This is a genomic window from Pseudomonas sp. Ant30-3, assembly GCF_000690905.1.
GTDB lineage: Bacteria > Pseudomonadota > Gammaproteobacteria > Pseudomonadales > Pseudomonadaceae > Aquipseudomonas.
Window position 1 is genome coordinate 1 of record NZ_JMCL01000141.1, and the last position, 26,377, is coordinate 26,377.

The 26,377-nt window shown below is 59.1% G+C and carries 25 protein-coding genes and 1 pseudogene; 19 read left to right on the forward strand and 7 right to left on the reverse strand.

The features are described 5' to 3' along the window. The 4 genes from tssI to DU29_RS0126465 form a co-directional block, all read left to right on the forward strand. Nucleotides 1-1,535, forward strand: a 1,535-nt coding sequence (gene tssI / locus DU29_RS0126445) for a type VI secretion system tip protein TssI/VgrG (protein ID WP_028624407.1), incomplete at its 5' end; no start/stop codon positions are given. Then, entirely contained in the window at nt 1,532-2,398 is an 867-nt protein-coding gene (locus DU29_RS0126450; protein ID WP_028624408.1) for a DUF4123 domain-containing protein, read from the forward strand. The genes tssI and DU29_RS0126450, both read left to right, overlap by 4 nt. Further along, the gene (locus DU29_RS01000000130530) at nt 2,395-5,670 is read left to right on the forward strand and encodes a toxin VasX (protein WP_050483190.1); all 3,276 of its coding nucleotides are present in this window, start codon (nt 2,395-2,397) and stop codon (nt 5,668-5,670) included. Before DU29_RS0126450 ends, DU29_RS01000000130530 begins: the two co-directional genes overlap by 4 nt. Continuing rightward, the gene (locus DU29_RS0126465; protein WP_028624409.1) at nt 5,667-6,605 is read left to right on the forward strand and encodes a DUF6708 domain-containing protein; all 939 of its coding nucleotides are present in this window, start codon (nt 5,667-5,669) and stop codon (nt 6,603-6,605) included. The genes DU29_RS01000000130530 and DU29_RS0126465 overlap by 4 nt, the downstream gene beginning before the upstream one ends. Before the next feature lie 184 nt (nt 6,606-6,789). On the opposite strand, the gene DU29_RS0126470 is transcribed toward DU29_RS0126465, so the two are convergent. The 4 genes from DU29_RS0126470 to DU29_RS0126485 form a co-directional block, all read right to left on the reverse strand. Continuing rightward, nucleotides 6,790-7,332: an adenylate kinase gene (locus DU29_RS0126470; RefSeq protein WP_028624410.1), complete on the reverse strand. Its 543-nt coding sequence runs from the start codon at nt 7,330-7,332 to the stop codon at nt 6,790-6,792. Nucleotides 7,333-7,414: 82 nt separating this feature from the next. Continuing rightward, nucleotides 7,415-8,428 (reverse strand): threonine ammonia-lyase, biosynthetic, encoded by a 1,014-nt coding sequence (ilvA, locus tag DU29_RS01000000130535; RefSeq protein WP_081832546.1) that lies wholly within the window; start codon nt 8,426-8,428, stop codon nt 7,415-7,417. A 234-nt stretch (nt 8,429-8,662) separates the two neighbouring features. Then, a complete protein-coding gene (locus tag DU29_RS0126480; RefSeq protein ID WP_028624411.1) occupies nt 8,663-8,965 on the reverse strand; it encodes a DUF2845 domain-containing protein in 303 nt (100 codons plus the stop codon). Nucleotides 8,966-8,999: 34 nt separating this feature from the next. Beyond that, nucleotides 9,000-10,136: a hypothetical protein gene (locus DU29_RS0126485; RefSeq protein ID WP_028624412.1), complete on the reverse strand. Its 1,137-nt coding sequence runs from the start codon at nt 10,134-10,136 to the stop codon at nt 9,000-9,002. A gap of 374 nt (nt 10,137-10,510) precedes the next feature. Between DU29_RS0126485 and DU29_RS0126490 the strand changes: the two genes are divergently transcribed. Together DU29_RS0126490 and DU29_RS0126495 are read left to right on the forward strand one after the other, a co-directional pair. Beyond that, entirely contained in the window at nt 10,511-10,993 is a 483-nt protein-coding gene (locus DU29_RS0126490; RefSeq protein ID WP_028624413.1) for an HIT family protein, read from the forward strand. Between the two features lie 35 nt (nt 10,994-11,028). Beyond that, nucleotides 11,029-11,703 carry an NADPH-dependent F420 reductase gene (locus tag DU29_RS0126495; RefSeq protein WP_028624414.1) on the forward strand — a complete coding sequence of 225 codons (675 nt, stop codon included), beginning with the start codon at nt 11,029-11,031 and terminating at the stop codon, nt 11,701-11,703. 5 nt (nt 11,704-11,708) lie between these two features. Here DU29_RS0126495 and DU29_RS0126500 read toward each other — a convergent pair whose 3' ends face one another. After that, nucleotides 11,709-12,611, reverse strand: coding sequence for a LysR family transcriptional regulator (locus DU29_RS0126500; RefSeq protein WP_028624415.1), 903 nt, complete (start codon nt 12,609-12,611; stop codon nt 11,709-11,711). Nucleotides 12,612-12,738: 127 nt separating this feature from the next. Here DU29_RS0126500 and DU29_RS0126505 point away from each other — a divergent pair, with 127 nt between their 5' ends. The 6 genes from DU29_RS0126505 to DU29_RS0126530 all read left to right on the forward strand — a co-directional run bounded on the left by DU29_RS0126505 (nt 12,739) and on the right by DU29_RS0126530 (nt 19,407). Continuing rightward, the gene (locus DU29_RS0126505) at nt 12,739-13,578 is read left to right on the forward strand and encodes an FAS1-like dehydratase domain-containing protein (protein WP_028624416.1); all 840 of its coding nucleotides are present in this window, start codon (nt 12,739-12,741) and stop codon (nt 13,576-13,578) included. Between the two features lie 66 nt (nt 13,579-13,644). Next, nucleotides 13,645-14,808, forward strand: a complete 1,164-nt coding sequence (locus DU29_RS0126510) for an acyl-CoA dehydrogenase family protein (protein ID WP_028624417.1) — start codon at nt 13,645-13,647, stop codon at nt 14,806-14,808. 10 nt (nt 14,809-14,818) lie between these two features. Then, the gene (locus DU29_RS0126515; protein ID WP_028624418.1) at nt 14,819-16,168 is read left to right on the forward strand and encodes an MmgE/PrpD family protein; all 1,350 of its coding nucleotides are present in this window, start codon (nt 14,819-14,821) and stop codon (nt 16,166-16,168) included. A 22-nt stretch (nt 16,169-16,190) separates the two neighbouring features. Beyond that, nucleotides 16,191-17,390, forward strand: coding sequence for a CaiB/BaiF CoA transferase family protein (locus DU29_RS0126520; RefSeq protein ID WP_028624419.1), 1,200 nt, complete (start codon nt 16,191-16,193; stop codon nt 17,388-17,390). 28 nt (nt 17,391-17,418) lie between these two features. Continuing rightward, nucleotides 17,419-18,243, forward strand: a complete 825-nt coding sequence (locus tag DU29_RS0126525; protein WP_028624420.1) for an HpcH/HpaI aldolase/citrate lyase family protein — start codon at nt 17,419-17,421, stop codon at nt 18,241-18,243. 165 nt (nt 18,244-18,408) lie between these two features. Then, nucleotides 18,409-19,407 (forward strand): TRAP transporter substrate-binding protein, encoded by a 999-nt coding sequence (locus DU29_RS0126530; protein ID WP_028624421.1) that lies wholly within the window; start codon nt 18,409-18,411, stop codon nt 19,405-19,407. Between the two features lie 62 nt (nt 19,408-19,469). Here the strand turns inward: DU29_RS0126530 and DU29_RS0126535 are convergent, their stop codons facing one another. Continuing rightward, nucleotides 19,470-20,294 (reverse strand): alpha/beta fold hydrolase, encoded by an 825-nt coding sequence (locus tag DU29_RS0126535; protein WP_028624422.1) that lies wholly within the window; start codon nt 20,292-20,294, stop codon nt 19,470-19,472. A 484-nt stretch (nt 20,295-20,778) separates the two neighbouring features. Here DU29_RS0126535 and DU29_RS0126540 point away from each other — a divergent pair, with 484 nt between their 5' ends. The 3 genes and pseudogenes from DU29_RS0126540 (at nt 20,779) to DU29_RS0126545 (ending at nt 22,748) form a co-directional block, all read left to right on the forward strand. After that, the gene (locus tag DU29_RS0126540) at nt 20,779-21,078 is read left to right on the forward strand and encodes a hypothetical protein (RefSeq protein WP_028624423.1); all 300 of its coding nucleotides are present in this window, start codon (nt 20,779-20,781) and stop codon (nt 21,076-21,078) included. A gap of 104 nt (nt 21,079-21,182) precedes the next feature. After that, nucleotides 21,183-21,452: pseudogene (locus DU29_RS1000000133830) on the forward strand (PAS domain-containing protein); the annotation flags it as partial. A gap of 210 nt (nt 21,453-21,662) precedes the next feature. Continuing rightward, nucleotides 21,663-22,748, forward strand: coding sequence for a methyl-accepting chemotaxis protein (locus DU29_RS0126545; protein WP_442961329.1), 1,086 nt, complete (start codon nt 21,663-21,665; stop codon nt 22,746-22,748). A gap of 163 nt (nt 22,749-22,911) precedes the next feature. On the opposite strand, the gene DU29_RS0126550 is transcribed toward DU29_RS0126545, so the two are convergent. Then, the gene (locus tag DU29_RS0126550; RefSeq protein WP_028624425.1) at nt 22,912-23,781 is read right to left on the reverse strand and encodes a LysR family transcriptional regulator; all 870 of its coding nucleotides are present in this window, start codon (nt 23,779-23,781) and stop codon (nt 22,912-22,914) included. 99 nt (nt 23,782-23,880) lie between these two features. Here DU29_RS0126550 and DU29_RS01000000130540 point away from each other — a divergent pair, with 99 nt between their 5' ends. The 4 genes from DU29_RS01000000130540 to DU29_RS0126570 all read left to right on the forward strand — a co-directional run bounded on the left by DU29_RS01000000130540 (nt 23,881) and on the right by DU29_RS0126570 (nt 26,303). Then, on the forward strand, nt 23,881-24,843 hold the full coding sequence (locus DU29_RS01000000130540; RefSeq protein ID WP_081832547.1) for a DMT family transporter: 963 nt from the start codon (nt 23,881-23,883) through the stop codon (nt 24,841-24,843). A 125-nt stretch (nt 24,844-24,968) separates the two neighbouring features. Continuing rightward, nucleotides 24,969-25,382, forward strand: coding sequence for a response regulator (locus DU29_RS0126560; protein ID WP_028624426.1), 414 nt, complete (start codon nt 24,969-24,971; stop codon nt 25,380-25,382). 47 nt (nt 25,383-25,429) lie between these two features. Then, nucleotides 25,430-26,047: a transferase gene (locus DU29_RS0126565; RefSeq protein WP_028624427.1), complete on the forward strand. Its 618-nt coding sequence runs from the start codon at nt 25,430-25,432 to the stop codon at nt 26,045-26,047. 73 nt (nt 26,048-26,120) lie between these two features. After that, nucleotides 26,121-26,303, forward strand: coding sequence for a hypothetical protein (locus tag DU29_RS0126570; protein ID WP_028624428.1), 183 nt, complete (start codon nt 26,121-26,123; stop codon nt 26,301-26,303). Nucleotides 26,304-26,377: the final 74 nt, after the last annotated feature.

A 26,377-nucleotide genomic window follows, 5' to 3' on the forward strand; every position in this document is an offset into this window, starting at 1 on the left:
AGCACACCACCACTGGCCACAAACTGGTGTTCGGCGATGACCAGACGGTGTTCCCCAAACTGGCCCCGGTGGCCTATCAGCAAGACTCCGGCATGGTCGCCAACGACCCGGTGGTCAAGCGCTTCGACCTGCGTCTGGAAACCCGTACCAGCCGCACGACGCGTCGCGATTACGACTTCGAAAAACCGCGCATCACCCTCGAAAGCGAAAAGCGCGGCGATGCCGTGCCAGACCTCGAAGACTACGACTACCCGGGCCGTTTCATCGACCGCGAACGCGGCAAGCACCTGGCGAAACGCGCCCTTGAGCGTCACCGCAGCGATTTCCAACTGGCCGAAGGCAGAAGTGATCAGCCGATACTGGTCAGCGGCCACTTCCTCGCCCTGACCCAGCATCCGAAAGCCAAGTGGAACGATTTGTGGCTCCTGACCGAAATCCTCCACGAAGGCAAACAGCCGCAAGTGCTGGAAGAGTCGGTGACCAGTGACACGACGACGCTCAAAGACGACTTCCATCAGGGTTACCGCAACCGCTTCCAGGCGACGCCGTGGGACGTGCCCCATCGTCCGCCGCTGACCCGGAAAAAACCGCGGATCCTTGGCAGCCAGAGCGCCGTCGTCACCGGCCCCAAAGGCGAAGAAATCCACTGCGACCAATACGGCCGCGTCAAAGTCCAGTTCCACTGGGACCGCGAAGGCCAGGCCGACGACAAAACCAGTTGCTGGTTACGCGTCTCCAGCGCCTGGGCCGGCGCCCAATACGGCGGCATCGCCATCCCGCGCATTGGCATGGAAGTGCTCGTCACTTTCCTTGAAGGCGACCCCGATCAACCTCTGGTCAGCGGTTGCCTGTTCCACAAGGAAAACGTCGTCCCCTACCCTCTGCCGGCTAACAAGACGCGCACCACCTTCAAAACCCTCAGCTCCCCGGGTGGCGCTGGTTTTAACGAACTGCGCATCGAGGACAAAAAAGGCCAGGAACAAATCTTCCTGCACGCTCAGCGTGACTGGGACGAAAACGTCGAGCACGACCAGAAGATTCGGGTTGGCAATGAGCGCCATGACACGGTCGAGAAGAACAGCTACACGGAGTTCAAGGCCGAAGAACACCACACGGTGTATGCCGATCGCAAGGTTGAAGCCAAGGCTAGCGATCATCTCAGCGTCGGTGTTAACCAGCATGTGAAAATCGGCACCGGCCAGTTCATCGAAGCCGGCCAGGAGATTCACCTGAGCAGCGGTTTGAAGGTGGTGCTCGAAGCCGGCAGCGAACTGACACTCAAGGGCGGCGGTAGTTTTATCAAGATCGATGCCGGTGGCGTGATCCTGAGTGGGCCGGTTATCAACATGAACTCCGGTGGTAGTCCGGGCAGTGGCACGGGCGCGGCACCGTTGTTGCCGGGGCCGTTGAAGCAGGCGGATGCGGATAAGGCTGGGCAGTTGCTGGTGCCCGCCTTGCGTGAAACCCTGCAACGAGCAGCCACAACCGCTCAGCCAGTCTGCGAGATATGCCAACAACTGAAGGCGATGAAATGATCCCCGGTGCCACGCGTTATCTACTTCTGGATGGAGCAAAGATCGAAAACCTGCCGGCCCGTTTGTACAGCCTGGACGACAATCCAACTATCGAATGGCTCTATCACGCCACGCCCTACAAAGAGGTGTTTGATGTCGGTCCAGCGCTGGTTCTCCTGCGCAACAATGGCGCCCTTGAACAAGCCTTTACGGAGCATTGGCAACACGATGCCGGCCTGCTGATTGAAAGCGACGCGCCCTTGCCGCAACTGGCTGAACACCTGCGCAGCCTGATTCACGCTCGAGTAACTGGCGAGGTGACGTTGCTGTTTCGCTACTACGATCCGCGCGTCATGCGCCATTGGCTGCCGACTCTGATCCAGGGCGAAAAAGATCGCATGATGGGCCCGGTCAGCCGAGTGCGTCTGCCCGGGCGCGATGGTCAAGGAGAACAGTGGATCGTGCGCGATCAACGCCAGCAAAACGCCGAGCAATATGCCGAACGGCCATGGTTGTATCTGGATGATCAGCAGCTGCAACAACTCAATCAAGGCAAGCTGGAAATGTTTGATCAACAGCTGCTGGAGCACGTTCGCACTTACTTTCCCGAGTGCCTGGCTCAGCGTTCGGCCGTCGAACAGCAGCAATGGGCGGTGCTCTGCCGTGAAGGCGCCGCCAGACACGGATACTCTGCGCCAAAAGAAGTGGCGCGCTGGTCTGCTCTTGTTGCCGAGCACGGCACGGCGTTTCCGCAAGCGCCCGACCATCAGACCTACCGCGAAATACTGCAACAACCAACGCTCAACGCCACACAACGCCTGGACGTCTTGTTGGTAGAACTGCATCGTCATTGGCTGCTGACTGACAAGGAGTCCATAGCATGACCACCGCACCGCTCGATAAAAACCGCAACCTCGCCGCTGCCGATCATGCTGCTCAATGCCAGTTCGGCGACGAAGAGTTGTCCAGCCCGACTACCACCTGCCCTGCGCGCCAACCCGAAATCTTCGTGATTCCCAGCCGCTACGCAATGGCCGAACAGGCCGCCGAACACGCAGATTTCGCGCCTTCCAGCCCGACCAAAAGCCACCCGATGGCCTTGCGCCGCTTGCGCGCGGGTTACGTCTATCTATGGCATGCCGAAGGACCACTCAAACGCTACGCCGTCGCGTCTGATGGTTTGCTGGTTGAACAATCGCTGACGCAACCCCACTCTACTCTGACGACCGGTGACAACGCCGGGATCGCGTTGAACAAAAGCACCGACGCGTGGATGCTCTACAGCGAAGTACCATTGGGCAAAGACGCCTGCGAGCGCCTGAAAAAGAACGGTGAACGACGCAAGCGTATGCGTCAGATCTCCCTCACTGACGTCGCCAAACGCCTGTCGGCCAAACACTGCCCACCGCTCGAAAAAGCCCCGACAATGGTGGCCGAACTCATGCCGAAAGTGCGCGAAAAAACCCTCGCGCATGAACATCAGAAGAACGGCGCGACTGACCGCGAAGGCGTGAAAGAACAACGCAAAACAGCGCAAGCCACGCCTACTCAAGACAACATCAAAGCCTATTCCGCCAGCTCGGAATATCTGCGCGAACGCGAACAGGCGGCCGGCACGCAACCACCGGGCGAGCCCGTGGTCGAGCCTGGGAATTGGAGCGCCAGCCCATGGGAACTGGAACCTACGCAAGCCTGGCTGGACAAAGCCAAGAGCGAGTCAGCTCCGCTGTATGCTGTGTTTGCTGCGCTGGATGATGATCTGGGGGTATTGCGGGATATCGACCACGAACAGAACAAGGTCGAGGCAGAACACGAAGAGTGGGTAGCCGACAATAGCTTGCGCCAGACCATCGGCAGCTTTATCCGCAACATGGTCACCGAAGACGGTGGCGAAGTTGCCAACCTGCTCAACTACCGGTATCGCGAACACAACCTGCAACTGACACCGGAACAGGGCGACACCCTGATCGACAGTCAGAAGCAGCTGAACACCCTGATGCTGGAAGAAACACGCATCAACCAACAACGCGGCCGACAGTATGGGCATGCCCAAGCGGATGGCCTGTTGGCTCAGGTTCGATCCCGTGAAGAGGCCGTACTGAACAAGGTACGCAGCTTCATCCCGAGCGAGCTGCATCAGGAAGCGCAACAAGTCGTGCGAGATTATCGCCAGGAAAAAACCAGCAATCTGGAAGGTGGCGGCGGAACCAAAGTTGGTGAATACATCGACTTGGCGAGCATGGACCATTGGCTGGATCAGGAGGCGCCGCAGCACTTCAAACAGGTCGAAGAACGCCATCAATTGCTGTACGCCGATCGCAAAACCTACCTGCCACGCAACGACAGCGGCACGTGGTTTGTCGACCAGAGCAGCGAAGAACACCTCAAGTGGCTGGAAAGCCTGACGATCGCTTGCCTCAGCGCTCAGTGCAGCCGTAACGAAGGCGCGAAACAGTTTGCCGACTATGCGAATAGCGAGGATCCCGGTTTGCTGCGTCTGGTGTTCCAGGCGTGGAGTCCGAGCATGGAAGCGGCGGTAAACAATACCTCGCGCCTCAACGAACTGGTCACGGCGCTCAGTCTGGAAAACCTTGCCGACTCCCGCGCAGCCGCACTCAAGATTCTGGACGCGGACACCCTGCGCAATATCGAGCGGTTAGCGAGCAATCTGGAAGGTGCCTGGACGGCGACCATGACCCGCCTGGGCGCGTCTTTGATTCATGCAAGCAAAGGCACGGCGATGGCAATGGGATTATTCCTAGTCATCCGCCTCGGCGATAACACCCGCCTTGTGCAGGGCGTAGAGAACGGTATCAAAGTCTGGCGCTTGGTCGGCCAGAACGTTGAAGCCCTCAGCCAATGGACCCGAAGCACCGCTCAGGCCATCAGCCTCGGTCGCGTCAACGGCATCGTCAACGCACCCTCGATCAAGGCCTCGGGTGGCCTGCTGCCGCTGGCGGCGTTGGTGGTCAACATTCTCAACGCCGGCACTTATGCCGGGCAGGCAGCTGCCCTGGAAGGCAGCGATGCGCAACGGCATGCGGATAGCATGTCAGCGTATTTGTACGCAGGGGCAGCGTTGGGGGCAGTGATTCAGAATTGGATGATTTTAGGGAAGGGGATGAATGAGGTTAGCTTAGCTAAAGGCCAGCTCTCCTTTACTGCACCGACGCTAACTCTATTCGGGGCGATTGTGGGAGGCTTGTCAGGGTTTGCCGCGTACAACGAATGGAACTCATTGAACAGTCAGATCGAAAGTGCTCAAGAGAATGTCGATCCTTGGCTCAGACTCAAGCAAGTGGCCGTGACCGGCCAAGTTGCAGTGTACTTCGCGCAGGGACTACTAGGCCTTAGCCTTACCAGCCTGCGTCTAGCCAATACAATCAGCACTCCAATAGCAATACGCCGCTTCCGCTTGGGCATGGGCCCCTTGAATCTGTTGCTGCTGGCGCTCGGGGGGCTTTACCTGTTCGCTTGGTTCCGCCAAGCGAACCCATTGCAAAGCTACCTCGCCAACTGCTGCTGGTCCCATCGCCGGGCCAAAACTAACAAAGGCATCGCACCTCAGGCCCAACAAGATGAAATCAACGAGCTGATGGTTCTGCTCTACCAGCCCCGTCTAGCTATGGAGACGCGCGAAGTGCGTATCGGTGGTTCATTGGGAGACACGATTACACAGGATGGAATCTGCCAACTGACAATTGATCTACCCGGTGCGGCCCCCGGCGCAGCACAAATCGACTTGGCCATGAGTGGCAACCTAACCCCTGTTTCCGCCGGTTTTGGTACTGGCACCCGGGGAACACCGACAGACCTCGGAGCCACTTGGCTGAATGCCACCGAATGCAACTGGATTCCGGTAGATGCGGGTCAAGGGCTGCGCCTGAGCGGAAGCTTCCCACAACCTCTCACACGACTATCCTTACGCCTGAGTTACCTCAGTCCGGTGGCGCTGCTCGCGGGTGTCGGTGCTACCATCGGCGGCGCCAAAGGCGTAGCCTATACACTATCGCCAAATGGCGGCCTGCTGAGCCCTGACGGCGAAATCATCACTTTACGTTCCGGCGAACCGACTCCTGAATTGGATCGGGCCATCGTTCATCGATTAGGCCCTCAGCAGAACTCAAGCTATTTGACACCCAAGGAAAAGGTATGACTTCACCTTCACCCAACAGCCGCAGGGGTGAGCTCTCGCGGGAGGACTACCTAGCACCACTTGCCGTTCCAACCGGACAAACACCCAAGGATGTACTCAATACTATCTGGCGCAAGAACGAGGTATATCTTGATATTGGCTCCTACAGCATTGGCTCTGCTGTCATGGTGCTGTGGCCGGTGGTAATGCTCTGTTTACTCATGATCTACATAGAGCGAAATGGCGAGAGGCTGGTGGGAACAGCCCTATTGTCGTTGGTGCTAGTTGGTATTCCGATATTGATCCTTTTACATGGGCTGACTAAGCCCGTGCCGCTACCTGTACGCTTCAACCGCCAGCGCCGCGAGGTCTGCGTGCCATTCAATGACGGCCGTTACTGGATCGTCCCTTGGGAGCAGGTTACTGCTCAAGCGGTAGCAATGCACTCCGTCGGTCAACACGGTAAAACTACTCAAGGCCTATTGGTCGTAGGCTTTCGCAATCCCGACCCAGATGCACCGGAGAAGGAACGAGACTTCAGCTTGGGATTCAGTTGCGGCGGCGGCGAAACGGCCATGTGTCTCTGGGAGTGCATGCGCAGCTACATGGAGGTTGGGCCTGAAGCCGTTCCGAAGTGCAACTTCGAGGGAGAGAACAGCAACAAGGGCTTGATCAGCTGGACCGTTAGCATTTTGTTTGACGCATTGAAGTCCGCTGCCAAGGGAGACTTTAAATCTGCCATTAATGATGTTTTCTTCACTGTTTTTTTAGGTGCTCCCTTGGGTTTTTATTTGCAAGAACGCAAGCTGGTTCCGCCGCCTGACTTGACCGCCCCGGAAATAAAAGAATGGTCCAAAACACTGCCCGCCGAGCAATGGGCCAAGCGCTCCCCGGAGTTGGAAGTGGCTATTGCCAAGCGTGAAGCAGAGCTGGAGGATTCAGCGCAAGTCGCATGACTGTCAACACTAAGGAGCGCGATTGGGGAAGAATCCCCACTGTCCGGCACTGACTCGCCTTTAATTCTGTAGGTACCTGTGAACGACTGCATTTGGCCGATAGCTGCCTGTCGAGACCGGCAGAAAACGACCTAAAGCGAACATCACCAAAACGGCGCCACGACTCAGCCGTCCAGATTTCGAACTACTGCGATACCTGCGCCACCGCCCCAACAACATCCGCAACCATCTTTTCACCCACGTTCATCCCGTCAACTCTTAAGATCAGAGCGTTTTGCTCTGATAGCCACGCCTCGTGCCACGCTCGGTTGCGCCCGGCAAAGTTCGGATTGTCATACCGCGAGGCCCAATCCCGAAATGCCACATGTATCCCATGCATGTCGCCACCCGGGGCTATCCGATTTCCAAAACGCTCTTTCTCTCGTGCGGCCAGCCGTTCAAGGCGAACAGGCGTCGGTGTCACAACAAACACAATCAGATCGACGCCGGTAATCAGCGCATCGCCCCAGCCCATGCAAGAACCGGTCAGCACCCAATCTTCATCACCGAATTTTTGCTGGATCAACGACACGCGCTCAATGGCAGGTCGCTTGGTCGTAAACGGAGGGTCCGTGGGCATCCAGTAGAAGTCATCGACATCGATATGTCGTACTCCGAGCAGAGCGGCGACGTTTTGACCCAACGTGGTCACGCCAGCACACGAAGCACCTGTCATGTAAATCCGCAATTTTTCCTCCATGGATAAAGTCGGTCTCGAGGTGAGCAAGATATCCCATCCCCTGAATCTGGTCTCACACTCAGCAGTACCATCAAGCCAACGCCTCACTCAATGCAACGCGTTCAGCCACATGCCGCAAGGTATCGAAATTGATATTGGCCCCGGAGTTGATGGCGATCAGTGTCTGCCCACTAGCACCCGTTTGCGCTACATACTTTCTGATCCCAGCCACCGCCAAGGCGCCGGACGGCTCGGTGATCGAGCGGGTGTCGTCGTAGATATTCTTCAGTGCGATGCAAAGCTCATCGTTACTGACCGTGATCACATCATCAACGCAGAACCGACATACTTCGAAACCATGAGCACCGATCTGGGCGACCGCTACGCCATCGGCGAAGGTGCCCACGCTTGGCAGGACTACTCGCTCATCGGCTTGCCAAGCCGCATACAAACAGGCGGAGTGTTGCGACTCAACGCCAATGATGCGCACCTCTGGCCGCAGATATTTGACGTACGCGGCAATGCCGGCAATCAAACCGCCACCGCCCACCGGGACGAAAATTGCGTCTAACGGCCCTTGATGCTGACGCAGAATTTCCATGGCGACAGTGCCCTGCCCGGCAATGACATCCTGATCGTCGAAGGGCGAAACAAAGTGCTTGCCGGTTTGCTCGGCCAGCTTCAGCGCATGGGCCAGGGCAAAGGGAAAACTGTCCCCGTGCAACAGCGCCTCCGCGCCACGACTGCGTACGCCCAGCACCTTCAACTCCGGCGTGTTGGCGGGCATGACAATGGTGGCGTCGATGCCCAGTTCCCGTGCCGCCAGTGCTACGCCTTGGGCATGATTGCCGGCTGAAGCGGTGATCACGCCGCGTTGCTTCTGCGCAGCACTGAAATTCACCAGCTTGTTGTAAGCGCCCCGGATTTTGAAAGAAAACGTTGGCTGCAGATCCTCGCGCTTGAGCAGGATCTGATTGCCCAAGGCAAGGGACAATGCCGGTGCCGTTTGCAGCGGAGTGCGTACGGCAAGCTCGTAGACCGGCGCCGCGAGGATTTTTTTAACGTAATACTCGAGCAAGGCTTGTTGGGCGGGCGTACTGAGCATGAAGGTCTCCTGACATTGATCAGAGCCCCGAGACAGAAAAACAAAACCCGCCTCTAGGGCGGGTTGGGTGCTGCAGTCGTGAGCTAGCCCGCCAAATAAGGAATGGCGGTAATAATGCTTGGCTGGCAGCGCAATGAAGTAGTCATGTCTGGAAATTAGCCGGGCGACGGGGGCAAGTCAATAGGCAATCAAACGCATAGCGTGACCCTGACCCGTGTGTTTCAAAGTGGCAATTCATTCCCTTTTACTTCTTATCTCCACTAAATTGCCGTCGAGAAACCGCAAGTAGTAGAGCATGCCAGCGCGTGGACCGTAGAGCCACCTTTCCACCGGCAACGACTTATAAAGGACTTGTCCATTGCTACCTACGATAGGATCAATGACCTGACGGTTAGCGGGTTGCCCGCATTTCTTAAGTACGTCAACAGTGGTGTCACCCTCGTCAATAATGCCTTTTTGACAACGCATCGAGGCTTCTGCCATGCCGCCCATGGAAAGCAGGCTTATGCCAGTGATAATGACTGCGTAGTTTTTCACGACAGTTTCCTTAGTTTGACGAGGGTGATCCCACTCAGCCCGCGGCTCTGACTAGGGCTGTTAGTGAGGCTGTAGTTTGTACCTGCGCCGTGTTAACACTTATCGTGACGTTAGCGCCAGCCGCTGCTGTGGCTTGCGCTAACTGGTCAGCTGAAGCTTGAGCGCCGTTGAAATCAAATGCCAATGCCTTGCTTCCAGCTGCCTGGATAATTGAAATCAGCGTAGGTGTAAGAATAGTCTGTGCGGTATTCACACTGATGCTTGTGTTAGCGCCAGCAGCTGCTACCGTTTGCTTGATCTGGTCACCGACATTGCCAGAAAGTTGAGCGCCATTGAAGTCAGCCGTAAATTGTTTGCTTCCCGCAGCTTGAATTATGGATACCAGGGCGTTCAACTGCAACGACTGTGCTGAATCAAGCCCAACGCTCGTATTGACTCCTGCAGCTGCGAGCGCCTGCTTTAGTTGATCCCCAGGATTACCCGAAAGCTTAGATCCTGCGAAGCTCAGGTGAAGGTTTTTACTCCCTGCGGCCTGGACAATCGAGACAAGCGTAGACGTCAGAAGAGCCTGCCCTTCACCAACGCTGATGTTGGTGTTCACCCCGGCTGCTGCGAGCGCTTGTTTAATCTGGTCGCCAGAATTTCCAGAAAGTTTACTTCCATCAAAAGCGGCGCTAAATTGTTTGTTACCAGCAACTTGGATTACCGAGACCAAGTTAGAGGATTGCAAAGATTGAGCGCTGTTAACGCTCACTCTACTGTTGCCCCCCGCTGCAGCGAGCGCCTGTTTCAACTGATCTCCTGGATTGCCGGAAAGCTGGGCACCATTGAAATGGGCATGCAATTGCTTACTGCCCGCTGCTTGTATCACAGAAACAATCACCGCGGTTTGGACTGCCTGGGCTGTGTTTATACTTACGGTTGTAGCGGCACCTGCCGCCACCAAAGCTTGTTTTAGCTGGTCACCCTGATTTCCTGAGAGCTGGGCGCCGTTGAACTCTAGGTTCAAAATTTTACTGCCAGCGGCTTGAATGATTCTTGTCAGTGTAGATGTAGGAAGTGATTGAGCAGTATTTATGTTAACGGACGTATTAGCGCCCGCAGAATTTAAAATGGTAATCAACTGATCGCTGGATGCTTGAGCCCCATTAAAAGTAAGCTGCAAATTCACGTGATATCCTTTTCAGTAATTAAGTATATTTCCCGCTATCCTGCGCAAATATAAGCCTCGCACACGAAGATTGATCACCGATTCCTCGGCAACGAACAAACTTTAGATGAGCTTTCCGCGGACTGATACCCGGTATAGGCGTTTCGGAGACGTCCTACAACCTTCTCGGAAATCCCCTCGTTCTCCGTTTTTTTACCGCACGCAGCACACGCTTTTGACGGAACATCAACGTCCTTCGGTACCTGCAACCCACCGCGCGATTGCTGGATCGTAACCATCAACGTTCGATTTGATCCTGCCATACCTATGACGCTTCTGAACCACCCCGCGATGGCATATTCTCCGGACAGCCCTTCAATCAAAGGCACCCCTGCATGGAAATACCAGCAAACTTCATCATCCATGAAACCACCCACTGGATCGTCAATCACCACATGTCATCCGCCCTCCCCGGCTACCTGATGCTGGGGTCGAGGGCTCACGTCAACTCATTGGGCGACCTTCCCGGCGAAGCGCTGGCTGAACTGGGTGGCCTGCTGGCAACCGTGCAGGAAACCCTCGAAACGCGACTCAAGCCAAAATGGCTCTACATCAGCCGCTTCGGTCACGATCCAGGTCATGCCATCCATTTTCATTTCATTCCGGTGTATCACTGGGTGGAAGAGCTATTCTGGAACGATCCGCGCTACAGGCTTTTGAACACGTTCGCGTCGAAGGAAAACGCCCAGTCGCTGACCGACGGCGCGGAGATGACACTGTTCGTCTGGCGCGAATTTGGCGAGAGCCCTGAGCCACCCGCTATTCAGGGCCCCTCGGTCGCTGCAGTCATTAAAGAGTTGCGTCAGGCGTTCAAATAGCAGAACACCCTGTGTGCAACCGGGAGTCAAAGCGCATGTGCAGAATCCGCTTCTTGATAGTTGCCGTGCTGATCGCGTGCACGGGGCAAGTGATGGCCGACACCTTGAAAATCGCCGTGATCGGCGCCGGGAAAGTCGGCGGCACACTGGGCACGCTTTGGGTCAAGGCGGGTCACGAGGTGATGTTTTCTTCACGTCACCCTGAGCAATTGCAGACGCTGGTCGACGCCGCTGGCCCGAAAGCGCGGGCAGGCTCGGTGAGCGATGCGGCCGCGTGGGGCGACGTGATTGTGTTGAGTGTTCCCTACGGTGCGATGCCGGTATTGTCCGAACAGTTGAAAGGCAAGCTGGAGGGCAAGGTCGTGTTCAGCACCAGCAATCCCTTCAGCGGCCGCGATGGCGAGGTCGGGCAGAAAGCGCTGGATCAGGGTGTCGCGCTCGCCGATCAGCATTACCTGCCCGGCGTGCATCTGGTGCGTGCCTTCAACGTCATCGGTGCCGCATCGATGAAGAGCCAGTCCGGCGCCGGCAAAGCGATTGCGACGTTCGCTGACGACGCGCAAGCCCGGGATATGGGTGCCCGACTGGTGCGCGACGCCGGTTTCGTGCCGGTGCTGTTGCCGTTGTCGCGGGCGAACGAAGGCTTGCCGGGCGGACCTGCCAGTGGCGTATTGAGCGAGGCGCAAATGCGACAAAAGCTCGGCCTGTAGCAGGGCTACTCTAGGCTCAATGGCGCGGGCGGCATCAACGTCGCAATCAACGCCCTCACCGTCCCCGGCAACGCATCGAGCTCACGCACCAGAATACTGCGCTCGCGCACGGCCCACGGCTCGTCGAGCTGGATCGTCACTAGGTGCATGGTGCGGCTGTGACGCAGGGCTGCGGATTCGGGGATGACGCCAATGCCGACGCCCGCCTCCACCATGCGGCAGATCGCCTCAAAACTGGACACCTGGATTCTCAGCGACAGGTTCTGGCCCATCCGTTCGACGTGGTCACGCAAAAAACTCAACAGGGTGCTGCCTTCATGCAGACCGATGTGCTGAAACGCCAGGGTCTGTTTTAAGGTGATTTTTTTCTGCTTCGCTAGCTCATGCCCCACCGGCACGATCAGCACCAGGCGATCGGTGCTGAAGTGAAGGACTTGCAGGCCGGCGGCTTCGACCGGCCCGGCAATGATGCCCATGTCGGTGCTGCCATCGAGCACGCCACGGACGATGTCGCGTGATAAGCGCTCTTGCAGGTCGACGGTCACGCCGGGGCGCTTGGCGAGGAAACCGGCGAGCACTTCCGGCAGAAATTCGGTGACGGCGGTGGTGTTGGCAAAGATGCGGATGTGGCCGGAGGAGTCGGTGCCGAAGTGGGTGAATTCGGCTTTCAGGTAGTCCACCTGCGTCATGATCAGCCGTGCGTGCTTGAGCAATTTATGCCCGGCTGGCGTCAGCTCGACGCCGCGACTGTCGCGGTACAGCAGGCGAGTGTCGAGCTGACCTTCGAGGGCTTTGATGCGCGCACTGGCGGCAGCGGGTGACAGAAAGGCGCGGCGCGCGCCCTGGGTCAGGCTCGGCGACTCACCGATATGGATGAAAAGACGCAGGTCAGCCAGGTCGAAATGCATGGTCGTGTCCGGCAATACAAGACGCGTTCAGCATACATGAACGCCGGTATACGCAAATGCAAATTCTCAGAATGCCGAGGGGCTCGCATGATCGATGCACAAGAACAAATGCAGAGGCTGCCCGGATATGAACGTTTCCACTTCGCCCACGGATTTCAGTGCGTGGATCGGCCGCACGGAAGAAGCCCATGACGTGCTCAGCCGGAACCTGGTCAAGCGCATCGCCGCGACGTTCGGCGAAGCGGCACCGGCCGATGGCGAGGCGCTGCCGGCGCTGTGGCAATGGTGTTTTTTCCAGGAGCCGCTGTTCGAAACCCAGCTGGGCGGCGATGGCCACCCGGCGCGTGGAGGCTTCCTGCCCCCGGCCGACAACCGCAACCGCATGTGGGCCGGTGGTCGCGTTGAGTTCATCCAGCCGCTGATCATCGGCGCCGAAGCACACCGCTTATCGACCCTCCTGCGCGTTGAAGAAAAGCACGGCCGCAGTGGTTCGCTGCTGTTCGTGACGGTGCGGCATGACTATTCGCAGAACGGTCAACTGTGCGTGCGCGAAGAGCAGGACATCGTTTACCGCGAGCCCAACCCACCGAAACTCGACAGCGGCCAGGCGCCGGAAGCGGGTGACTGGAGCGAAACCATTTCACCGACGCCGACCCTGCTCTTTCGATACTCCGCCGTGACCTTCAACGGCCACCGCATTCACTACGACTATCCCTACGTCACCGCCACTGAAGGCTACCCGAACCTGGTGGTGCACGGGCCGATGATCGCCACGTTCAACCTGCGCGCTTTCATCCGCGCCAACCCCGACAAACGCGTGCGGCACTTCGCTTATCGCGGCGTGCGGCCGTTGAACGTGCCCACCCCGTTTCAAGTGGGCGGACGCATCGTTGACGCCGGTACAGCGCAGTTGTGGGCCGGCAATGCAGCCGGTGTCGCCCAGACCGCCGAAGTCGTTTTCGACTGAAACCTTTTCCGTGAACGTTGCCCTTTGCCGGGCGGCGTGCCGCTGATTGATCCAGAGAGCCTGACCATGAACCCTTATGACGACGAAGACCTCAATGCCATCCGCGACGGCGTGCGCGCCCTCTGCGCTGAATTCGATGAAGCGTACTGGCGGCAGATTGACGAACAGAAAGGTTTCCCGGAAGCGTTCGTCAAAGCCCTGACCGATGCCGGCTGGTTGTCGGCGATGATCCCCGCCGAGTACGGCGGCTCGGGCCTGGGGCTGGCCGAAGCCTCGGTGATTCTGGAAGAAGTGAACGCCTGCGGCGGCAACTCCGGCACCGTGCATGGCCAGATGTACAACATGTTCACGCTGCTGCGCCACGGCAGCGAGGCGCAGAAAAGTCACTACCTGCCCAAACTCGCCAGCGGCGAATTGCGCCTGCAATCGATGGCGGTGACCGAGCCTTCCACCGGCACCGACACCACCAAGATCAAGACCACCGCCGTCAAACAGGGCGACAAGTACATCATCAACGGCCAGAAAGTGTGGATCTCGCGGGTGCAGCATTCCGACCTGATGATCCTGCTGGCACGCACCACGCCGCTGGCCGAGGTGAAGAAAAAATCCGAAGGCATGTCGATTTTCATCGTCGACCTGCGCGAAGCCATCGGCAAAGGGCTGACCGTTCAGCCAATCGCCAACATGGTCAATCACGAAACCAACGAGCTGTTCTTCGATAACCTCGAACTGCCGGCCGACAGCCTGATCGGCGAAGAAGGCAAAGGCTTCAAATACATCCTCGACGGGCTCAATGCCGAACGCACACTGATCGCCGCCGAGTGCATCGGTGACGGGCGCTGGTTCATCGAAAAAGCCAGTGCCTACGCCCGTGATCGGGTGGTGTTCGGCCGCCCGATCGGGCAGAACCAGGGCGTGCAATTCCCGATTGCCGAAGCGCATATCGAGATCGAAGCCGCCGACCTGATGCGCTGGCGCGCCTGCGAGGAATACGACAACGGCAAGAACGCCGGGGCCAGCGCCAACATGGCCAAATACCTCGCCGCCAAAGCTTCATGGGAGGCCGCCAACGCCTGCCTGCAAACCCACGGCGGCTTCGGTTTCGCCTGTGAATACGACGTCGAACGCAAGTTCCGCGAGACCCGGCTCTATCAGGTGGCACCGATCTCCACCAACCTGATTCTTTCCTACGTCGCCGAGCACCTGCTCGAACTGCCACGCAGCTTCTGAGGCCCCGCCCATGCACCACACCGATGCTTTGGCCACGTTCCTGGCCGACCTGAATTACGCGCAGATTCCCGACGCCGTGCTCGCCCGCACCGAAGACCTGTTTCTCGACTGGATCGGCTCGGCGCTGGCCAGTCAGGGCGCTCGGCCGATTCCGCTGTTCGAGCGCTACGCCGAGCGCATGGGTCCGGCCGACGGTAACGCCAAAATCCTCGTCAGCGGACGTGGCACGTCCGCGTACTTTGCTGCATTCGTCAACGGCGCCTCTTCACATCTGGTGGAGCAGGACGACCTGCACAACAGTTCCGTGCTGCACCCGGCCACGGTGGTTTTTTCTGCGGTGCTGGCGGCGGCTCAGGACTTGAACAAGTCTGGCAAGGACCTGCTGCTGGCGTCGGTCGCAGGCTACGAAGCGGGCATTCGCATTGGCGAATTCATGGGCCGGTCGCACTACCGAATCTTCCACACCACCGCCACCGTCGGCACCCTCGCCGCTGCGGTGGGCGTCGGCAAGTTGTTGGGTTTCGACAAGGAACAATTCATCAATGTGCTGGGCAGCGCCGGCACTCAGGCGGCCGGTTTGTGGGAGTTCTTGCGCGATGCCGCAGACTCCAAACAACTGCACACCGCCAAAGCGGCCGCTGATGGTTTGCTCGCCGCTTACATGACCGAGGACGGCTTGACCGGCGCGCGCAACATTCTTGAAGGCGAGCAAGGTATGGCCGCCGGCATGTCGACCGATGCCGACCCGAGCAGGTTGTCCGATCGGCTGGGCACGCGCTGGGCGCTGGCGGAAACCTCGTTCAAGTTCCACGCTTCCTGCCGCCACACGCACCCCGCCGCTGACGCCTTGCTGCAGTTGATGCAAACCGAAGGCTTGCGCCACGACCAGATCGCCAAGGTGGTCACTCGCGTGCACCAGGGCGCCATCGACGTGCTGGGCCGCGTGGTCAAACCGAGCACCGTGCATCAAGCCAAATTTTCCATGGGCGCCGTGTTGGGGCTGATCGCCGTGCACGGCAGCGCGCAGTTGATCGAGTTTCGCGACCTGGCCCTGACCGATCCCGACGTCGATGCTTTTCGTGAAAAAGTCAGCATGGAACTCGACCCCGAAGTCGATAACGCCTACCCGGCGCGCTGGCTCGGCCGCGTGATCGTCATCACCACCGACGGCCGCACGCTGACCGCCGCCATCGACGAGCCCAAAGGCGACCCCGGCAACACGCTGACCCGCCCGGAATTGGCCGCGAAGTTCCAACGCCTGCTGGCGTTTTCTGGAGCGCGCACGCCAGAGCAAGGCGAAGCACTGATCGACAAGGTCTGGCATTTGCGCGATGCGCAGGCGCTGGCAGATCTGATTTAACCGTTGCGAACAGGTGACCGAAATGACTCAGCTCAATCCCCGCCCATTGGACGGCATCACCGTCATCAGCCTGGAGCACGCGATTGCTGCGCCTTTCTGCACGCGGCAACTGGCCGATCTGGGCGCTCGTGTGATCAAGGTTGAACGCCCCGGCACCGGTGATTTCGCCCGCGGCTACGATCAGCGGGTCGACGGTCTGGCCTCGCATTTTGTCTGGACCAACCGCTCCAAGGAAAGCCTCACCCTGGACCTGAAACAGGACGCCGCCAGCGGTATTCTCGAATCGCTGCTGGGCAAGGCCGACGTGCTGGTGCAGAACCTGGCACCGGGCGCGGCTGCACGCATGGGCCTGTCGTTCGAAGCGTTGCAGGCGCGTTTCCCGCGGCTGATCGTTTGCGATATTTCCGGTTATGGCGAAGGCGGACCTTACGAAAAGAAAAAGGCTTATGACCTGTTGATCCAGAGCGAGGGCGGCTTTCTTTCGGTGACCGGTGGCCCCGGCGAGGACGAGATGGCCAAGGCCGGCTGCTCGATTGCCGACATCGCTGCGGGCATGTACGCCTACACCGGGATTCTCTCGGCGCTGATGCTGCGCGAAAAAACCGGCGTGGGCAGCCGCATCGACGTGTCGATGCTGGAAAGCCTGGTCGAATGGATGGGCTACCCGATGTACTACGCCTACCAGGGTGCACCGCCGCCAGCCAGGGCCGGCGCCTCCCACGCGACTATCTATCCGTACGGGCCGTTCCCCACCGGCGGTGGCGGCACGATCATGCTCGGCCTGCAAAACGAGCGCGAATGGGCGTTGTTCTGCGAGAAGGTTTTGCTGGACCAGACCCTGGCGACGGACCCGCGTTTTTCGGCCAACTTCAAGCGCTCGGAGAATCGTGAAGCGTTGCGGCAGATCATCGTCGACGGCTTCTCGGCGTTGTCGGTCGATGAGGTGGTCGCCCGTCTGGAAGATGCGCAAATCGCCAACGCCCGGGTCAACGACATGCAGGGCGTCTGGGCGCATCCGCAACTCAAGGCCCGTGATCGCTGGCGCGAAGTCGACAGCCCGTGCGGGAAATTGCCGTCGCTGCTGCCGCCCGGCCAAAACAATGCGTTCACGCCGCGCATGGACGGCGTGCCGGACCTCGGCCAGCACAACCGCGAGATCCTCGCGGAGCTGGGTTTCTCTGAGGAAGACCTGACTCGGTTGACGGCCACCGGAGTGGTTTGAAGAGTTCACCGTTCAAGAGGATTCATGCATGCGCCAAACCATCGTCCGCTCTGCCCTGTTTGTGCCCGGCAGTCGCCCCGAGCGTTTCGCCAAGGCCCTAGCCGCCGGCGCCGACGCGGTCATCGTAGATTTCGAGGACGCTGTGGAGGAAGCGCTGAAACGTCAGGCCCGCGAACATCTGGCGGACTTTTTAACCAAGCAATCAGAGGCGTCGGTCTGGGTGCGCGTCAATGCTCCGGATCACCCGGAGCACGCGGCAGACCTGACGTTCTGTGCGCATCACAAAGGCGTCGTCGGCGTGCTGCTGCCCAAGGTTGAAAGCGCCGCGCATGTTGCTGCCGTGTGGCAGACCGGCAAACCGATCTGGCCGATTATCGAAAGCGCCAAAGGCCTGCTGGCGCTGCAGCAAATTGCCCACGCCGAGGGGGTCGAGCGTTTGTCATTTGGCAGCCTCGACCTCGCCCTCGATTTGAACCTGAACACCGGCACCGCCGCCGCGCTGCTGTTTCTCGATCAGGCGCGCATGGCCGTGCAACTGCACTCGCGCGGCGCCGATTTGCTGCCGCCGCTGGATGGCGTGTTCCCGGCCATCGGCGATCCCGACGGTTTGCAGCGGGCCGTTCGTCACGCCTACGACATGGGTTACGGCGGCGCGCTGTGCATTCATCCCAATCAAGTGGCGGTCATTCATGCCGCCCTCGCCCCCAGCGCCGACGACCTCGACTGGGCGCGAAAAGTCGTGCAAGCCAGCGCGGCGGCGAACGGCGCCGGTGCTTTTCAGCTGGACGGGCAAATGATCGACGCCCCGGTGCTGCTGCGCGCGCAACGGCTTCTGGCCCTGGCTAAGAACTGAGCGCGTTCACCGCGCCCGAACGCTGGGTTATGCAAAAGCTGATTCAGCAAACGCCTGCGATTGGGCATCTTGGGATGGGAGAAACTTCGAAACCGCCTCACCCGCGAGGGCCGGAATACGTCCTCAACGACTGACTTCCCTTACAACAATAACAAGGTGATCACGATGTTGAAGCTGACCAAGGCGCTGCTCTGCGCCGCCGCTGTTTCCATGGCAGGCCTCGCGCAGGCTGCCGACCCGATAATCATCAAGTTCGCCCACGTGGTAGCCGACAACACGCCCAAAGGCCAGGGCGCGCTGATGTTCCAGAAACTGGTGGCCGAACACCCAAAGCTCAAGGACCGGGTGAAAGTCGAGGTGTACCCTAACTCGGCGCTGTTTGGCGATGGCAAGGAAATGGAAGCGCTGTTGGTCGGCGATGTGCAGATGCTCGCCCCGTCACTGGCGAAGTTCGAGCAGTACACCAAAAAGGTGCAAATTTTCGACCTGCCCTTCCTGTTCAACGACCTGGCTGCAGTCGACCGCTTTCAGCAAGGTCCGCAGGGTAAGGCGTTGCTGTCCTCAATGAATGACAAGGGCATTCATGGCCTGGCGTATTGGCACAACGGCCTCAAGCAGCTGTCCGCGAACAAGAAAGTGATTCTGCCCAAGGATGCGCGGGGCCTGAAATTCCGTGTGCAGGCATCGAGTGTGCTCGAGGAACAGTTCAAAGCGATCCGCGCCAACCCGCGCAAGATGAGCTTTGCCGAGGTGTACCAAGGCTTGCAGACCGGCACCGTCAACGGCACTGAAAATACCTGGTCCAACTACGAGAGCCAGAAAGTCTACGAAGTGCAGCCGTTCTTCACCGAAACCAACCATGGCCTGATCGACTACATGGTCATCACCAACGCAAAATTCTGGAACGGCCTGCCAGAAGATGTGCGCAGCGAGCTGCAAACCATCATGGATCAAGTCACGGTCAAGGTGAACGAACAGGCTGAAGCCCTCAACCGCACGGCCAAACAGACGATCATCAACGCCAAGACCAGCGAGATCGACCCGCTGACGCCTGAGCAACGCCAGCAATGGCGCGACGCGATGCGCCCGGTGTGGGACAAGTTCTCGGATGAAATCGGCGCAGACCTGATCAAGGCGGCGGACGAGTCCAACAAGGCGTCGTGAGTCTCAGGCGTCTTGCATGACAGTGAGAGCCGCCCGGGCTCTCACGTCATTCGGGTTAAAAACTACGATTGCACGAACGCCAGCAGGTCGGCATTGAGCCGCTCCTTGTGGGTGTCGGTGATCCCGTGCGGCGCGCCTTCGTAAACGATCAGTTTGTTGTCCTTGATCAGTTTCGCCGAGGCACGCCCGGCGGCATCGATGGGCACGATCTGATCGTCGTCACCGTGGATGATCAATGTTGGCACGTCGAATTTCTTCAGGTCCTCGGTAAAGTCGGTTTCAGAAAACGCCTTGATACTGTCGTAGGTATTTTTGTGGCCGCCGCGCATGCCCTGCAACCACCAGGCATTGATGACGCCCTGGGACGGCTTGACGTCCGGCCGGTTGTAGCCGAAAAACGGCCCGCTGGGGATGTCGATGAAAAGCTTCGAGCGGTCCGCCAGCAAGCCTTCGCGAATTCCGTCAAAAACTGACACTGGCAGCCCGCCCGGATTGGCGTCAGTCTTGACCATCAGTGGCGGCACGGCAGAAATCAGCCCGGCTTTTTTCACCCGGGCAGTGCCGTGACGGCCGATGTACCGCGCCACTTCACCGCCACCCGTGGAGAAACCGAACAAGGTCGCATCGCGCACATCAAGATGGTCGAGCAATTGCGCCAGGTCATCGGCGTAATGGTCCATGTCGTTGCCGTCCCATGGCTGACTGGAGCGACCATGACCACGGCGGTCATGGGCGATGCAGCGGCAGCCGTTGGCAGCCAGGTGATACATCTGTGATTCCCAACTGTCGGCGTCCAGCGGCCAGCCATGGCAGAACACGACAACCGGGCCGCTGCCCCAATCCTTGTAGTAAATGTCCACGCCTTCTTTAGTGGTAAAAGTACTCATGGTTCGCGCACTCCTCGGTTTTTCATGGATGGGAAATTATCGTCGCGTGCGGTTACAGCGGCGGGATCCGGGACAGCCGTCTGCCTGCAGCAGCATGCGCAACCCCAGCGCAACGCAGCTACGTAAAACCGGCAAGTAGCTGCGCACCGAGCAAGCTCGACAGCTGCTACAGGTAGTGTGTTGTTCTGTGCAAATTTGCCTGTTTTACGTAGTGCCTTGCGCTGAGTCGTGGGCCGTTAACGGAAAGCTCAACGCAGAAGAAACGATCAAACACGATAAACGTCGCATGCCCTGCCCCTCGGATGGAATGGTCGGCTGGTGCTTCGTGAACGCAGGCATGATGGTTAAATGCAGGGCAGTGGACTACGTAAAAACGGCAAATCGAAAGCGGCAATAGCGGGTCTGGCCGACGCATTCGGTCGGACCTGACCCAACACGGTCTAGACTGAAAAAGAGCACGACAGCCTGAATCAGGGGAACCGGCATGACCAGACTTTCAGCGGCGCACTGCTCGTCATGGGTCCCTCTGATCCTGCTCGCGACGCTGCTGGGGCTGACCGCTGGATGCGCCGGCAACGCCGCCAAGTCTCGTTATTCCGCTTCAACCATCGGATCAAGCTGCTACGCGAAAGCGCTTCCGACCGTGGGCGAAGGTGGTCTGGCCTGGGGCGATACCTTGAACATGGCCCGCAAAAAATCCATGAATAATTGCGTACGCTATGCCGGGCGTTCCGGTGGCACCCCGAACACGTGCCAAGTGGTATTGGCACAGTGCCGAAAATGACAGTATTGCTATCACCCGACGAACAACCCGGTCTTTTGGCGATTGTTATTAACCTTTCATTCTGTGCGGCCGATGTCTTGAGCTTAGGCAAAGGAGCAACACAGATGAGAAACAACCAGCCCGTCACGCAGCGCGAGGTTTCGCTTGGACCTCAGCAAAAACTCATCTCGACCACGGATGCCCGAGGCAACATCACGTATTGCAACGACGCGTTTGTAGAGATCAGCGGTTTTGTCAGGGAGGACCTGATCGGCGCGCCGCAGAATATTGTCCGCCACCCCGATGTGCCGCCCGCGGTATTCGCCCACATGTGGGCCGCGCTGAAGCTGGGCAAGCCGTGGATGGGCATCGTCAAGAATCGCTCGAAAACCGGCGATCACTATTGGGTCAACGCTTACGTCACGCCTGTTTTCGAAGGCAGCCAGGTGATCGGTTATGAATCGGTGCGGGTCAAACCGACTGCCGAACAGGTCCGTCGCGCTGAAGCGCTTTACAAGCGGATCAGTCTGGGCAAGGCCGCCGTTCCCGCCAGCGATCAATGGCAACCCGCCCTGCTCGCCTGGCTGCCAGTGCTGACGATGGGTCTGGTCGGCACCGCGGGCGGCATCTGGCTGGGCGCCACTGAAGCGGCCCTCCTGACGATTGCCGCTTCGGTACCGATCGGTCTGTTCATTTCCCGCCGGCAGAATCGCGGCGCGCTCAAACTGCTGGCGTTGGCTGAATCTTCCACCTGCGACGCGCTGCTCAGCAAAATGTACAGCGATGAACGCGGCCCTCAGGCGCGTCTGGAAACGGCGTTTGTCAGTCAGGCCTCGCGCCTCAAGACCTGCCTCACGCGCCTGCAGGATACGGCCGAGCAATTGACCAGCCTGGCGGGCAAATCCGACGGTCTGGCCGCTGACAGTTCGCGTGGACTTGATCGTCAGCGTGTTGAAACCGAGCAGGTCTCGGCAGCGGTCAATCAGATGGCGGCGACCACACAGGAAGTCGCCAGCCACGTCCAGCGCACTGCCGATGCAACGCAGGAAGCCAATGTGCTGACTGCGCGCGGACGCGATGTCGCGCGTGATACCCGCGAGTCGATCCAGCGCCTCTCTGTAGTGGTGGGCGAAACAGGGTTAACCGTGGCGCAACTGGCCAAGGACAGCAATGAAATCGGCACGGTGGTCGACGTCATCAAAGGCATTGCCGACCAGACCAACCTGCTCGCGCTGAACGCCGCCATCGAAGCCGCTCGCGCGGGTGATATGGGTCGCGGCTTTGCGGTGGTGGCGGATGAAGTGCGGCAGCTGGCACAACGCACCACTGAGTCCACTGCGCAGATTCATGGCCTGATTTCCAAACTGCAGGTGTCGTCCAGCAACGCCGTGAAAACCATGGAAAGTGGCCATCGTCAGGCAGAGGAAGGCGTGGCCTGGGTGCTTGAGGCCGATAAAGCCTTGGTCGGCATCAGCGCGGCGGTCGCAAACATTACCGACATGACCACCCAGATCGCCGCCGCGACCGAAGAGCAAACGGCGGTGGCCGAGGAAATCAGCCGCAACATCACCACCATCGCGCATCTGGCCGACCAGACGTCTGAACAGGCCAGGCACTCGGCCCAGCTGAGCACCGAACTGACGCAGACCGCAAAAACCCAGTACTCGCTGGTGGAGCGGTTCAACCGGTAGTCGCTCGTCTGTGTAGCAGCTGGCGAAGCCTGCGTCCGGCTGCGAAGCAGTCGTAATGGTGAATGCGTTCCGCGCTCATTCACCAAGTAGGCTGATTTTACGACTGCTTCGCAGCCGGACGCAGGCTTCGCCAGCTGCTACAAGAAGACGGTGGATTGTCGACTCAACGATGAAAATCATGGCCGATCAATCCCACCAGCACTTCAGCCGCCCCACTCAACTCGCCGGGCGCTGACATCAGACGCAATTCATGCATTGGCAATTCGGGAAATCCGTCCGCCAGCGTCAGCATGCGCATGCCTTCACCGACCCGGGCGCGGTCGACAATGCCAATTGCCAGACCGGCCTCGATGGCGGCGTCAAGCGCGGTGACGCCCGCGCTGATGATCACCGTTCGCCAGCGTCGACCCAGCCGCGACAGGTTGTCGATCGCCACTGCGCGATACGGGCAGCCCTTGCTGTGCAACGCCAACGGCACCGGTTTGCTCGGGTCCAGCGTGTAGTCGTGCGCGGCGACCCAGACAGGTTCGGTCACCCCGAAGGTTTTCAGGCAACGCGCGTCCGCTGCCGCCACGTCAACCGGCTCGACCAGCAACGCCATGTCCAGCTGCCCGCGCTCCAGGCGTGCGCTCAAGCGCCCACTGTTACCGGTTTCCACTTCCAGTTCGATGCCCGGAAAATCCGCGGTCAGGTGCGGCAACGTACAGCCCAGCACGGCTGCGGCGTATTCCTCGGAGATTCCCAGCCTGATCCGCCCACTGGCCACCGGCGCGGTAAAGCCGGCCAGCAGGCGATCGTGCAGTTGCAACAGTTCGGCGGTTTGCAGCGCGAAGCGTCGACCCAGTGGCGTCAGTGTCACGGTCTGGTTATCACGCTCCAGCAGCCGCCCTCCCGCCAGCGCTTCCAGGCGCCGAACGTGCAGGCTCACCGCCGAAGGACTTTTGTTCAGAAAATGCGACGCCGCGAGAAACTGACCAAAGCGCACGATGGCGTGAAACGTTCGCAGCAGATCAATCTCGAGGGTCTCGGACATGGTTCTGGATTCCTGCATCAGTCGTGCTGATCGTATCGTTTGATTGCACCAGCGGTTCATTCATACCATCGAATCAAGCCCACTGTCAGGTGCCACGCGATGAACGTTGCCATACCTCGAGTTTCACTACTGGGAAGCGCCCTGCTTCTGCTCGCCATGGTCGTCAGCTGGAGTTCCGGTTTTATCGGATACCGCTACGCGGCCGATCAGGGCGGCGTCTACCTCGCTTCACTGTGGCGTTTCATTCTCGCCGCGGCCGTGTTGCTGCCCTTTGCCTGGAAGGGATTGCGAGCACTGCGCCGCCGCGATGTCATCCATCAAAGTCTGCTGGGACTGTTCGCCATTGGCGGCTACATCGGCCCGATCGCCGGCGCCATTCAGCTGGGCGTTGCACCTGGCACGGCTGCAGTTATCGCCAACCTTTTGCCATTGACGATTGTGGTGCTGGCCGGTTGCGTACCGGGGCAACGCACGCGTGGCTGGCAATGGCTGGGCCTGGCCCTGTGTGTGCTCGGCATGCTGGTGGCGAGCAGCGCCAGCGTCGAATGGGCGGCTGCCAATCTGTGGGTTTACGTTTTGCCCCTGCTGGCGGTGTTCTCGCTGGCAGCAGCGACGCTGTACCAGAAAGCCACCCCCGGCGTCTCGATGCCAGCGTCGACTGCGTTGTTCATTCAGGTCTGTGCCGTGACGCCGGTATTCGCCGTGCTGGCGTACTTTGAAGGTGGGCTGCTGCCACCGGCCAGTGCGGGTTTCGCTGCGGGCGTCGCGTGGCTGGTGATCTTCGCTACGGTTGGAGGCTACGGTTTTTACTGGCTGTGCCTGCAACGCTTCAGCGTCCAGCGAATCAGCGGCGCACTGTTTCTGGCGCCGCCGATCACGCTGCTGTGGGCGTGGCTGCAGTTCGGCGACCCGCTGCCCATCAGCGCATTGGCCGGTATCGGCCTGACGTTGCTGGGTTTGCCCCTGCTAGGGATGAAGCCAACGGACAAACGTGTGAGCCGTCAGTACGGGGTGAATGAATGCGGTGAAAAGGCCCGGTCTCCGGGAGAGGTGGCGCAATAAACCCATTCGTTGACCTGGGACATAAAACGAATGATTTTTTCATCGAGCACATTGCCCAATCGCACATACACTCAGACACTGACTTCAGTGACGTCGGCCGCCGGGCCTGGCTAAGGAATCAATGAGTGAATGTAAATTGGGAAGGAATATTGCCGATCGAGGGCGAAATCATCATCGTCGAAGACGATCCGACACTGCGTTCGTTGATGGTAGACATCGTTGAGGAAATCGGCGCCAAGGCCACCGCTTTCGACACGGCCGATGAGGCCTTGACCTACCTGTTGCATGCGCATCAACAGTGCCGTCTGGTGATCGCCGATCACGGCGTGCCCGGTCAGGTTCAAGGGACGGAATTCATCCAGATGGTGCGCGGACAATGGCCAGACATCGCCGCCATTCTCACCTCTGGTTATTTGCTGGATCCGCAGACACTGCCCGCCTCGACGTTGTACCTGCACAAACCGTGGTCGCTGGACGATCTGGTGCTGGCAGTGACGCAACTGCTTCAACCGGACAAGCCAGTACACAAGCCCGGTTAGCGACCTGTCACCCACCTCCTCCACGGCCCGACCAGAGGTTTTTTGCATTGACTGAAATTGACATTTCCCGATTCGTTTCCCGTTGGCAGGATCTCGGGTTAGCCAACAAGGCTGCGCAGGCCTGGCATATCACCCAGGCCGCCGAACAGCATGTGCTGACGCTGCTCGGGAGACTCGGCTCCGGTTACCGTCTGCAGGGAAACGTCGCTGTCCACGAGACCGCCACGGTTGAGCCGGGGGCAATCCTCAAGGGGCCAGTGGTGATTGGCCCGCATTGTTTTGTTGCATCAGGCGCGTACCTCCGCGGCGGCACTTACCTGGGAAGCCACTGCATCATTGGCCCCGCCTGTGAGCTCAAGAGCAGCTTCATGCTGGACGGCAGCAAGCTGGCGCACTTCAATTTCGTGGGCGATTCGCTGCTGGGCGAGAACGTCAATGTCGAGGCCGGCGCCGTGATCGCCAACTACCGCAACGAGTTCGAGGGTGCGAACATCACGATTTTGTTCAATCAACGCATGATCGAAACCGGCGTCTGCAAGTTCGGAGCACTGGTGGGTGACGGCGTGCGGATCGGCGCCAACGCGGTGGTGGCGCCGGGTGCACTGCTGGAGCCACGGTCTATTGTGCCCCGGCTGGGGCTGGTCGATCAGTGGGGCGCTCGGTGAATTGCGGGGTAACGTCTGAACCTGCGCGGCAGATACGTGCCTAATGGAAGAATCCAGAAAAGCGAGTTACCCCATGCATATGTCCGAGGCGTACCAAATTATGGAAGCCCTATCTACCAATGACGCCAACATGAAAATTCGTGAAGGCTGGAAACTGCTCTCAGTCGTGGTCACCACGCATCCCAATGGCCAGCTTCACCCCTGCTACATAATGGCTAAAGGGCAGCCCAACGACGAGAAGTCTGCCGCAGACTGAGGTTTGCGCCAGCTTCAAAACGTCCAGCTTGCTAGAGATGCAGTTTTTTTGTGCGGTGAGTCGGCGGCGGCGAT

What these genes read in the sequence shown, in the direction of transcription:
- DU29_RS0126530 (WP_028624421.1), top strand. Translation starts at nt 18,409, where the DNA reads ATGTTGAAGCTGACCAAGGCGCTGCTCTGCGCCGCCGCTGTTTCCATG.
- DU29_RS01000000130530 (WP_050483190.1), top strand. Translation starts at nt 2,395, where the DNA reads ATGACCACCGCACCGCTCGATAAAAACCGCAACCTCGCCGCTGCCGAT.
- DU29_RS0126525 (WP_028624420.1), top strand. Translation starts at nt 17,419, where the DNA reads ATGCGCCAAACCATCGTCCGCTCTGCCCTGTTTGTGCCCGGCAGTCGC.
- DU29_RS0126515 (WP_028624418.1), top strand. Translation starts at nt 14,819, where the DNA reads ATGCACCACACCGATGCTTTGGCCACGTTCCTGGCCGACCTGAATTAC.
- DU29_RS0126465 (WP_028624409.1), top strand. Translation starts at nt 5,667, where the DNA reads ATGACTTCACCTTCACCCAACAGCCGCAGGGGTGAGCTCTCGCGGGAG.
- DU29_RS0126490 (WP_028624413.1), top strand. Translation starts at nt 10,511, where the DNA reads ATGGAAATACCAGCAAACTTCATCATCCATGAAACCACCCACTGGATC.
- DU29_RS0126505 (WP_028624416.1), top strand. Translation starts at nt 12,739, where the DNA reads ATGAACGTTTCCACTTCGCCCACGGATTTCAGTGCGTGGATCGGCCGC.
- DU29_RS01000000130540 (WP_081832547.1), top strand. Translation starts at nt 23,881, where the DNA reads ATGAACGTTGCCATACCTCGAGTTTCACTACTGGGAAGCGCCCTGCTT.
- DU29_RS0126535 (WP_028624422.1), bottom strand. Translation starts at nt 20,294, where the DNA reads ATGAGTACTTTTACCACTAAAGAAGGCGTGGACATTTACTACAAGGAT.
- DU29_RS0126495 (WP_028624414.1), top strand. Translation starts at nt 11,029, where the DNA reads ATGTGCAGAATCCGCTTCTTGATAGTTGCCGTGCTGATCGCGTGCACG.
- DU29_RS0126540 (WP_028624423.1), top strand. Translation starts at nt 20,779, where the DNA reads ATGACCAGACTTTCAGCGGCGCACTGCTCGTCATGGGTCCCTCTGATC.
- DU29_RS0126550 (WP_028624425.1), bottom strand. Translation starts at nt 23,781, where the DNA reads ATGTCCGAGACCCTCGAGATTGATCTGCTGCGAACGTTTCACGCCATC.
- DU29_RS0126510 (WP_028624417.1), top strand. Translation starts at nt 13,645, where the DNA reads ATGAACCCTTATGACGACGAAGACCTCAATGCCATCCGCGACGGCGTG.
- DU29_RS0126570 (WP_028624428.1), top strand. Translation starts at nt 26,121, where the DNA reads ATGCATATGTCCGAGGCGTACCAAATTATGGAAGCCCTATCTACCAAT.
- ilvA (WP_081832546.1), bottom strand. Translation starts at nt 8,428, where the DNA reads ATGCTCAGTACGCCCGCCCAACAAGCCTTGCTCGAGTATTACGTTAAA.
- DU29_RS0126520 (WP_028624419.1), top strand. Translation starts at nt 16,191, where the DNA reads ATGACTCAGCTCAATCCCCGCCCATTGGACGGCATCACCGTCATCAGC.
- DU29_RS0126450 (WP_028624408.1), top strand. Translation starts at nt 1,532, where the DNA reads ATGATCCCCGGTGCCACGCGTTATCTACTTCTGGATGGAGCAAAGATC.
- DU29_RS0126500 (WP_028624415.1), bottom strand. Translation starts at nt 12,611, where the DNA reads ATGCATTTCGACCTGGCTGACCTGCGTCTTTTCATCCATATCGGTGAG.